This window comes from Nostoc sp. DedSLP04, assembly GCF_034530775.1.
Taxonomy (GTDB): domain Bacteria; phylum Cyanobacteriota; class Cyanobacteriia; order Cyanobacteriales; family Nostocaceae; genus Nostoc.
Genome location: NZ_JAVRCL010000047.1, coordinates 1 through 8,883, shown reverse-complemented (window position 1 = coordinate 8,883; position 8,883 = coordinate 1). Strand labels below are relative to the sequence as shown.

The 8,883-nt window shown below is 40.5% G+C and carries 6 protein-coding genes and 4 pseudogenes; 8 read left to right on the top strand and 2 right to left on the bottom strand.

The features are described from left to right. The first annotated feature begins 43 nt into the window (after window positions 1–43). From RMX89_RS23675 to RMX89_RS23645, 7 genes and pseudogenes are all read left to right on the top strand, one after another. Window positions 44–829, top strand: coding sequence for an aspartate/glutamate racemase family protein (locus tag RMX89_RS23675; protein ID WP_322690672.1), 786 nt, complete (start codon window positions 44–46; stop codon window positions 827–829). Window positions 830–854: 25 nt separating this feature from the next. After that, window positions 855–1,877: a hydroxyacid dehydrogenase gene (locus RMX89_RS23670; protein ID WP_322690671.1), complete on the top strand. Its 1,023-nt coding sequence runs from the start codon at window positions 855–857 to the stop codon at window positions 1,875–1,877. A 275-nt stretch (window positions 1,878–2,152) separates the two neighbouring features. Further along, on the top strand, window positions 2,153–3,985 hold the full coding sequence (locus RMX89_RS23665; protein WP_322672377.1) for an ABC transporter ATP-binding protein/permease: 1,833 nt from the start codon (window positions 2,153–2,155) through the stop codon (window positions 3,983–3,985). Between the two features lie 210 nt (window positions 3,986–4,195). Then, window positions 4,196–4,357: a hypothetical protein gene (locus RMX89_RS23660; protein WP_322690670.1), complete on the top strand. Its 162-nt coding sequence runs from the start codon at window positions 4,196–4,198 to the stop codon at window positions 4,355–4,357. A 104-nt stretch (window positions 4,358–4,461) separates the two neighbouring features. Next, window positions 4,462–5,805 carry a glutamate-cysteine ligase family protein gene (locus RMX89_RS23655; RefSeq protein ID WP_322690669.1) on the top strand — a complete coding sequence of 448 codons (1,344 nt, stop codon included), beginning with the start codon at window positions 4,462–4,464 and terminating at the stop codon, window positions 5,803–5,805. A gap of 5 nt (window positions 5,806–5,810) precedes the next feature. Continuing rightward, window positions 5,811–6,197: pseudogene (locus RMX89_RS23650) on the top strand (transposase); the annotation flags it as partial. Between the two features lie 365 nt (window positions 6,198–6,562). After that, window positions 6,563–7,129 (top strand): annotated as a pseudogene (locus tag RMX89_RS23645) (chemotaxis protein CheB); the annotation flags it as partial. A 133-nt stretch (window positions 7,130–7,262) separates the two neighbouring features. Here RMX89_RS23645 and RMX89_RS23640 read toward each other — a convergent pair. Together RMX89_RS23640 and RMX89_RS34595 are read right to left on the bottom strand one after the other, a co-directional pair. After that, window positions 7,263–8,327, bottom strand: a pseudogene (locus RMX89_RS23640) (IS4 family transposase); the annotation flags it as partial. Beyond that, window positions 8,323–8,514 carry a helix-turn-helix domain-containing protein gene (locus RMX89_RS34595; RefSeq protein WP_416212002.1) on the bottom strand — a complete coding sequence of 64 codons (192 nt, stop codon included), beginning with the start codon at window positions 8,512–8,514 and terminating at the stop codon, window positions 8,323–8,325. The gene RMX89_RS34595 and the pseudogene RMX89_RS23640, both read right to left, overlap by 5 nt. Window positions 8,515–8,655: 141 nt before the next feature. Between RMX89_RS34595 and RMX89_RS23635 the strand changes: the two are divergent. Continuing rightward, a pseudogene (locus tag RMX89_RS23635) lies at window positions 8,656–8,778 on the top strand (IS630 family transposase); the annotation flags it as partial. Window positions 8,779–8,883: the final 105 nt, after the last annotated feature.

Here is an 8,883-nt window from a genome sequence, read left to right as displayed (position 1 = left end):
GTACACAGTTCAACCATAGTAATCACAAATTTTGAGGATATTTATGAATAAACTACCAGTTCTTGGAGTTTTAGGCGGAATGGGGCCTGTAATTACTGTTGAATTTCTTAAAACCATTTATGAATACAACCAGTATATCGACAACGAACAAGAAGCACCCAACGTTATTGTTTTCTCACTTCCCTCTGCACCAGATCGCACGACTTCAGTTCATAGCGGAAATGAAAGAGAATTCATTGATTTTGTGCAAATACATTTAGAAAAACTTAATCAATTAGTCGATCGCATAGTGATTGGTTGTTGTACTGCTCATTATGCTTTGGCTCATCTTCCAGAGCATCAGACTAATAAAGTAATCTCCTTAATTAAAATTGCAGACCAACAACTGCAAGAACATGATGAGCCTGCCCTTTTACTTGCAGGTACAGGTACTTACAAAAAAAAATTGTTTGAACGAGGTTGTACTGCTGCGAATCAAATTATTTCTCCAGATGAAAAAGATTATCGTTTGATTCATGAGATGATTTTTAAAGTATTAAAACGAGGACAAAACCCACTAGCAATTCTTGAAGACGTTCAAAAGTTGTTAAATAAATATAAGACTCGTTCCTTTATTTCTGGTTGTACAGAATTTCATATCCTAGCCAAATATCTCAAGTTAAATGGCATTGATTCTATTCAAGCGATCGACCCTTTAATTACCATTGCTCAAAACTTGTCTCAGCTATTAGAGCCAACCGCATCTAATTCTAATAATTCTAATTTAATTCTAGAAAGTATGAAACTACCTCAACAATTATATCCATCGCCCATAAACTCTTTTGTGTGAAATAATTTAATCTAGGAGAAATTGTATGACAGCTATTTTCCCCCAAATTTCAGCAACGAATACTAAAACTCACAAAGTTCTTTTAATCGGGAGAATGTATGACGAAACAGGCGAAAAACTCCTTGAGGAACACACTAATATCGAAATTATCAAAGAACCGACTAAGAATAATATCAATGATGCTATTCAAGACGCATCTGGCGTATTTGTCCGTTATCCTACTAAATTAGATGCCCAATCAATTCAATTGGCAAAAAAATTAAAAGTCATCAGTACATCTGGATTTGGAACTGATGCCATCGATATTGCTGCTGCAACAGAACAGGGAATTGTCGTAGTCAACAACCCAGGGTTGTCAACAACTGCTGTTACAGAACACACGATTTGCATGATTTTATCTCTTGCAAAAAATTTGAGTTTCCTCAATCAGTGTGTGAAAACAGGAAACTATTTAATTCGTAATCAGATACAACCAATTCAAGTAGAAGGAAAAACACTTGGTATTGTTGGTTTGGGAAGAATTGGTAGTGCTGTTGCTAAAATTTGTAGTACAGCATTTCAAATGCGAGTTTTAGCCTACGATCCTTATGTTCCATCCAATAAAGCCGAAACAGTAGGTGCAACTCTAGTCAAAGATTTAGATTATCTTCTGGCTGAATCTGATTTTGTATCTTTACATCCTGAGCTAACCGATGAAACTCATGAAATGTTTGCTCTGGAAGCTTTTAAGAAGATGAAATCTACTGCTTTCTTGATTAACACCTCTCGTGGGAAGATAGTTCGTGAAAAAGATTTGGTTGTAGCTCTACGCGAAAAATGGATAGCTGGAGCTGCACTAGATGTGTTTGAGCCTGAACCCCCATCTATAGATAATCCTTTATATAACTTTGACAATGTAATTTACTCACCTCATCTAGCTGGAGTTACACCTGAAGCTGGTATGGCTGCTGCACTTTCCGCAGCTAATCAAATACTTCAAGTGCTTCAAGGTGAAAAGCCGCTTCACATCGTCAATCCTGAAGTTTGGAACAAGTTTCAAAACTTGTAATGGTATTACTTGCAAACTGCCGTAATCTAAATGGAAAAATAGTTCCAAGTGCTGAGTCATGAGTGATAAACTTCACTTATTACTCAGCACTAAAAATTACTAAGTTTAGCAAGAAAGACAGAAGGAATACTGTCCTTGTATAGCTTGCCACGATCGCTTGCAAGCAAGGATTTAAGCCCCATCTGCAATCAATGTAAGTTTAGAGCCTACACTGATTGCAGCCTCCTGCCTCCTGCCTTATTCACTCAAACAAGATTTCCGTTTATTGATAAAACATGTCAACCCAAGTTATTCAAAATCAATCATTAACAAATACTTCTTCCGGTTTTACTCGATTTTGGGAAAATGTCAAAGCGATCGCCGGGCCTTACTGGTATCCCACAAATCTCAACGGAAGAGCATTCTCAGATGTGATTCAGGCATGGGGAATGCTCGTTCTCCTAATCTTATTAATAATTGGACTTGTGGGCGTAACTGCCTTTAATAGCTTCGTTGATCGCTATTTAATCGATGTCATTATTCAAGATAAAGATACTTCTAAATTTTTTAGTACGTTATCACTTTACGGTCTTGGACTGCTCTTAATCACGTTCTTGACAGGATTGACTAAATTTGTCAGAAAAAAAATTGCCCTTGATTGGTATCAATGGCTGAATCAGCAGATTTTAGAAAAATATTTTAGCGATCGCGCTTATTATAAAATCAATTTTAGCTCCGATATCGATAACCCAGATCAACGTCTATCCCAAGAAATCGAACCTATTGCCAGGACTGCTCTAAATTTTTCAGCTACTTTGTTTGAAAAAATCCTGGAAATGACGACTTTTTTAATAATTCTTTGGTCAATTTCCCAATTTGCTGTAGCATTTCTGCTTACTTATACGATTATAGGCAATTTGATTGCTGTTTATTTGAGTCAAGAATTAGATAAGATTACTCAAGAAGAACTTGAATCTAAAGCTGATTATACATATAGCTTAACTCATGTTCGTAACCATGCTGAATCGATAGCTTTTTTCCGGGGAGAAAACCAAGAATTAAATATCATTCAGCGGAGATTTAATCATCTTTTTAAAAATTCTGAAAGTAAGATTGATTGGGAAAGAAATAAAGACATTTTTAACAGAGGATATCGGTCTATTATCCAAATATTTCCTTATTTAATATTTGCACCTGTATATATTCGAGGTGAAATTGATTTCGGACAAGTTAGCCAAGCAGTTGTAGCTTGCAGTATGTTTGCTAATGGGCTGGCAACATTAATAGATGAATTTGGAACTTCTGGACGATTTTCCAGTTATGTTGAGCGTTTAGCTGATTTTTCAGATGCTTTAGAAACAGTAACTAAACAACCAGAAAATGTCAGTACCATCAAAACAATCGAAGAAAATCATCTCGCTTTTGATGATGTCACTTTACAAACACCGGATTACGAACAGGTCATTGTCGAAGATTTGTCGCTGACTGTTCAAGCAGGAGAAGGTTTATTAATTGTTGGCCCTAGTGGTCGAGGTAAAAGTTCTCTGTTAAGAGCGATCGCTGGTTTGTGGAACGCAGGAACCGGTCGTCTGGTGCGACCTCCCCTAAAAGAATTGTTGTTTTTGCCTCAACGTCCTTACATCATCTTGGGAACTTTGCGCGAACAGTTACTCTATCCGAATACAAACCACCAGATGACCGACGCAGAACTTAAAGAAGTATTGCAACAAGTTAACTTGCAAAACTTGCTTAGTCGAGTAGACAACTTTGATACAGAAGTTCCTTGGGAAAATATCTTATCGCTGGGAGAACAACAACGCCTAGCTTTTGCAAGACTATTAGTTACCCGTCCTAGCTTTACTATATTAGACGAAGCAACCAGCGCTTTAGATTTGAAAAACGAAGGAAACTTGTATCAACAGTTACAAGAGACAAAAACAACGTTTATCAGTGTTGGGCATAGAGAAAGTCTATATGATTATCATCAATGGGTTTTGGAACTTTCACAAGATTCTAGTTGGCAACTTCTAACCGTGCAAGATTATCGAAATCAAAAAGCAAGCATTACTAAACCCGCCACAAATACTCAAATCAAAATAAATGAGTCTTCTAAGGATAAACCCCAATAGCAGTAAGCGGTCAGAAGGTATAAGCTTTACGGTCAATTGTGCCAATTAGTGAAAAATTAAAAGCGATCGCTGGGAAAAAAGCGATCGCTTGACTATCTCAACCGAACAGAATGGTTAGTTGCTTGTTATTAGCATACTATCTTTTGCTTACACAACTCAAAAAACTTGCACAGAAACATCGTTCCAATATTTCTAGAATATGGAGGGAATATGGCTACAATTAGTTCAGAAAACCAGCATTTAACTGAATGGCAAGGCAGTGGCGTTGACGAAGAAATCTTTCACCTCAATGTGCGATCGCCGCTTTTGTTCAGTATCCTTTGCGATCACGTAATCGCCATCGCTGCGCCTGCTAGTGACAGTACTGCTTAATCCTCTTGTGTTTCAGCTTTACAAACGTACTATTCGTCACTTTATCCTTTAAGCTACATATAAAGTATTGGGGCTGTGGCGGGATTACTCTTACGGAGGCCTAAATGGATCTAGTAAAGCGTCGTATTGGTCTTGAGCAAGAATTTTTTCTGGTAGATGAAGCTGGTCATTTGAGCGATCGCGCCGATGAGTTTTTAACAAGTTGCCAGTTAATGGCTCAAGCACAAGGTTTAAACCCAAAATACTTTGTGGCAGAGTTCGTCAAAAGTATGGTAGAAATTAACACGCCGCCTGCGGACACTGCCAAAGAATTAGGAAGAGTTTATCTTACAAATCTCAAATTAGCACTCTGTGCAGCGCAACAGATTGGTTTACGCCTTTATCCTTTGTCTAGCTATCCTTTGCATACTATGCCAGTTATGCGGGATCAGCCTAATTACCATATCCAAGCGCGGACTGTGGGCTATGAACAATTTTTACACGCCGGAAAATGTACAGGTACGCATCTGCATTTAGAAGTTCCGCCTGGGGTAATTGACCCTCGTGTTGCAATATCCTACAGCTCAACATTGGCAGAGCGAGAAGAACTATTAAATATCTTTAATTTAGCTACAGCTTGTGACTCTGCACTGATTTCCCTGACGCGGGCGTGTCCCTTTTATGAGGGACAAGCGATTGGTCTAGCCGCGCACACAATTCGTTATCGGGGTAGCGAAATCTTTGGTTGGGAAGGAGTTTACACTCATTTACAGCCTGTTGGCTCCCTTATGTCTTATGCCGAAAGTGTCGAAGGTTTAGTTGAACAGCAATTTGCTCGTTACTATGCTTGGTTACAAGCAATGGAAAAAGCCTCAATTGAACCGAATCTGTTCAAAGAAGCCGGAGGGGACTTACTCAAGTCAGCTTGGAATCCAGTTAGACTCAACAAACTCGGCACGGTAGAAATAAGATGTATAGATAGTAACTATCCATCAGTAATATTAGCAGTGATTACATTGCTTGAAAAAGCGGCTCATCGAGTCAGGTGCGAAAAGTTAACAGTCAGACCAGCTCAAGGGATGCAGATATTTGAACTAGTTGGCGATCGCCTGTATGTACCAGATTTTGAATATCTTAATGGGGAATTGCTCTATACATCAGCTACCGAGGGAATTAAAAACCCCAAAGTTAGAGCTTACGTCGATTCCATTTTGCAGTTTGCTATCAAAGATGGTGGTGAAGGAGCAAATTTTCTCCTAAAACTCAGCAGGCACCTCGATCGGTATCAGACGATAGAAGCCAGCATCTTGCAAGAGTTTACCCCAACAAATACTCAACTTTCGTTAGATGTCGGTTTGCGTTTAGTACGTTCTTGTTGTGACAAGCTAGAAGAACAGGTTTCATGGATAGATATAGAAAATCCCCTAGCAACCTTGGATACTGATGAACGATTGTTGCTACAGCATTAAGGGACTTGTTATGGGGAGACGTAAACGGTTATGTTTGGGGCAAAACGAGCGAACGAGTATCAGTTCCTGTAGCCAACGCTCGTTGTAAACAAACTTATTTCGGGGCATTAGACTATAAAACAAAAGAATTTTTGATTTCCAAAGCAAAAAAAGCTAATTCTCAGACGACAATAGGTTTTTTAGAATATCTTCAGTCACAACGAAGAGGTGCAAAAATTTTAATTATTTGGGACGGTGCTAGTTACCACCGTTCCGGGCAAATTAAAGAGTATTTAGACTCGCTCAATGCAGAATTAGAAAGAGAACAATGGTTGATAACTTATGAGCGTTTTGCCCCGAATGCTCCACAACAGAATCCTGTAGAAGACATTTGGTTACAAGCAAAAAGATTAGACTTCTTGCATAAGTCGGGATAAGGGGCGGGGGGAAGGGGAAAAAGTTCTGTATCGTCCCCTTCCCCTTTAACCTTTACCCTTTTCCCTCTCTTGCAAAAAGCACTTTTGCAAGAGTCCTAAGGAATAGTCTCACTGGACTAGAATTGCAGTGCTATTGTGTGTTATTTGTATTTTCGACAATTGAAAAATTAGGTAATTAAACGTGCAATTGGCACTTAATTGCCTACTTTAGGAGGAAGATTAAGACTGACCCAGCGCGATAGGATGAGGCTGACCTAGCACATTGCCTTGAGTTTGCGCCAATTATTTTGGCAAAAGATAATCAAAACCCCCGTTAATAAAAGGATCTCTGCCTTCTATCCATGAATTTCCCCCCCCCCAGAGAAAATTCATTTGCACTGCCTCCAGGTGAACCGATGAATCCAGAGCAATTCCTCAAAATTGATGCTCCCTTTCCGATTGTTGGCATCGCCGCTTCCGCTGGGGGATTAGAGGCATTTACAGAACTCATTGGTAACTTGCCCGCTGATACGGGCATGGGGTTCGTGCTGATTCAGCACTTAGCTCCTGACCACGAAAGCTTGCTGTCTGAAATTCTAAGCAGAGTCACTCCCATGCCAGTGCAGCAGGTGCAAGACCGGATGATGGTCGAGCCAAACGAAGTGTATGTGATTCCACCTAATACTGAGATGACGATTGTCGATGGTATGCTGCACTTGGCTTCGCGTCAGAAGATTGACGGCAAATATCTGCCGGGGGATGCGTTTTTTAAATCATTGGCAGCCGATCGCGGCAGCAAAGCGATCGCCATCGTGCTATCGGGTATGGATGGAGACGGTTCTCAGGGGTTGAAAGCGATCAAAGTAGCTGGTGGGGTGACGTTTGCTCAGTGTGAAGACACGGCAAGATTTGACAGTATGCCGAGTACTGCTGTGGCAACTGGGAACGTTGATTTTGTGCTGCCGCCAAAAGCGATCGCTAAACAAATAGCTGCCCTCAGTCGCAGCACCTTTTTGTTATACTCAGAGCCACTGCAACTTATAGAGAATCTGACTTTTCCCGTTAAGTCTCTTTTGCAAGCTGCCAACCTTCACAGAGGTCGTGTAATTTTAACCAACCTCGCCACAGTACCTGGATACCAATGGGTGTTTTGCTTCGATGTTCTAGGTAGCCACCAAGACGAGCGATCGCTTCCACAGCCCAACTAACTGTAAAAACCTTGGGTAGTTTCGGAAATTTAGCTTTCAAAATCCTCAGTTCAAGGGGATTAAGAATTTCGATGGCGGAAGCTAAAGGCTGGGTGCGGTGGAGATAAGTCAACCGTAAAAGTTCAACAGCAATTACACTCAAAAAACCAATGAGGGTTTTCATACCATCAGCAGCAAGTCTGTATCGTTCCACCTGACATCCAGACTTGAAAATTTTATGGTATTCTTCCACACGCCAGCGATACGTGTACCAGCGTAAAATCATCGAAGCTGTTTGGATATCTGCAACAACTTCTGTGGTGAGCAGCATCCATTCCACTGGTGATTCACTATCTGGACAACCAATCTCAGTGGCATAAACAGCGTAGATGGGTAGAGGGTCACGGTTATCAAAACGATAAGGTGTACGGAGATTTACTTGACAAAATCTTATCGCCAACTTGGTTTGCCGAGCAGGTCTGTGGTTCGTGGATGGTAATTCAAATCCCTGTTCAAAACTAATGGGTAGTGCTTCTAATTTCGACCAAAGACGCTCGCTATGAGAATCTAAACTACGGTTATGAGCCGCACGCACAAGGACTCCAGTGTGCTGAAGTTGACGAGTTTTATCGAAAACTTCTGTCATATCACCTTCGCGGTCAAACACATGAATCACTCGCGTGTGCTGAGTTACAAAATTCTCTACATGGGTCAAGGCTTCAACCCATTTATAAGATTCTTTTTGTTCAAACGGGCGGCTTCGAGCTTCTTTACGGGCTTGGACTTGTCGTTGTTTTTTCTGTATTGGGGTTTCATCTTGTGGCGGTTTCGGCTTTGGTTCTCGATTCCAGAGTTTTTGCCACAACAAGCCCAAGGATTGACCATTCTCTGGCTCTATGGCTAAGGTGCTGTGCAAGATTAAACCGTTACCTCCCTTACCAATCTGACTTTTCACGGTATCTGGAAAACCTCTCTCTAAATTTCTCTCCTTTTAGGCTTATATGAAAGTAAGTACGGTACTCTCTCCAGTATTCCAATGTCATCAACAATTGGTCTTCTAAGCTTAATTTACCCGGCCGCCCTGTTTTCTGTTTTGGCTGGCTGTGTGATCGCACTACCTCTACCATCTCGTTAAAAGTATCTGGACGTACACCACACAAGCGTTTAAAGTCCTCTGACTTCAGGCTCTTTACTTGTTCGTAGGTCATAGATGCTACCCAACTCTAACCTACTTGTCCCACGCATTTAGGACTTTTGCAAGAGGTCTATTGATTCGAGAAGTTTACTTTTTTTGCCATTCGTTCTCTGTGGTCAAAGGGTTATTTGAGTTAGCGATTGATTGTCAAATTTTTGACTTTCCAAAGCTGCATGAATATAGTGTTTTCTCATGAATCATTTAGGATTTGTATTCACCCTGTTTGACTCAGTGTTATAAGCTGTCGCATCTGTAATTTTCCAGAGCATTACAGAGTTACCAATGGTGGCAGACCCGAAAA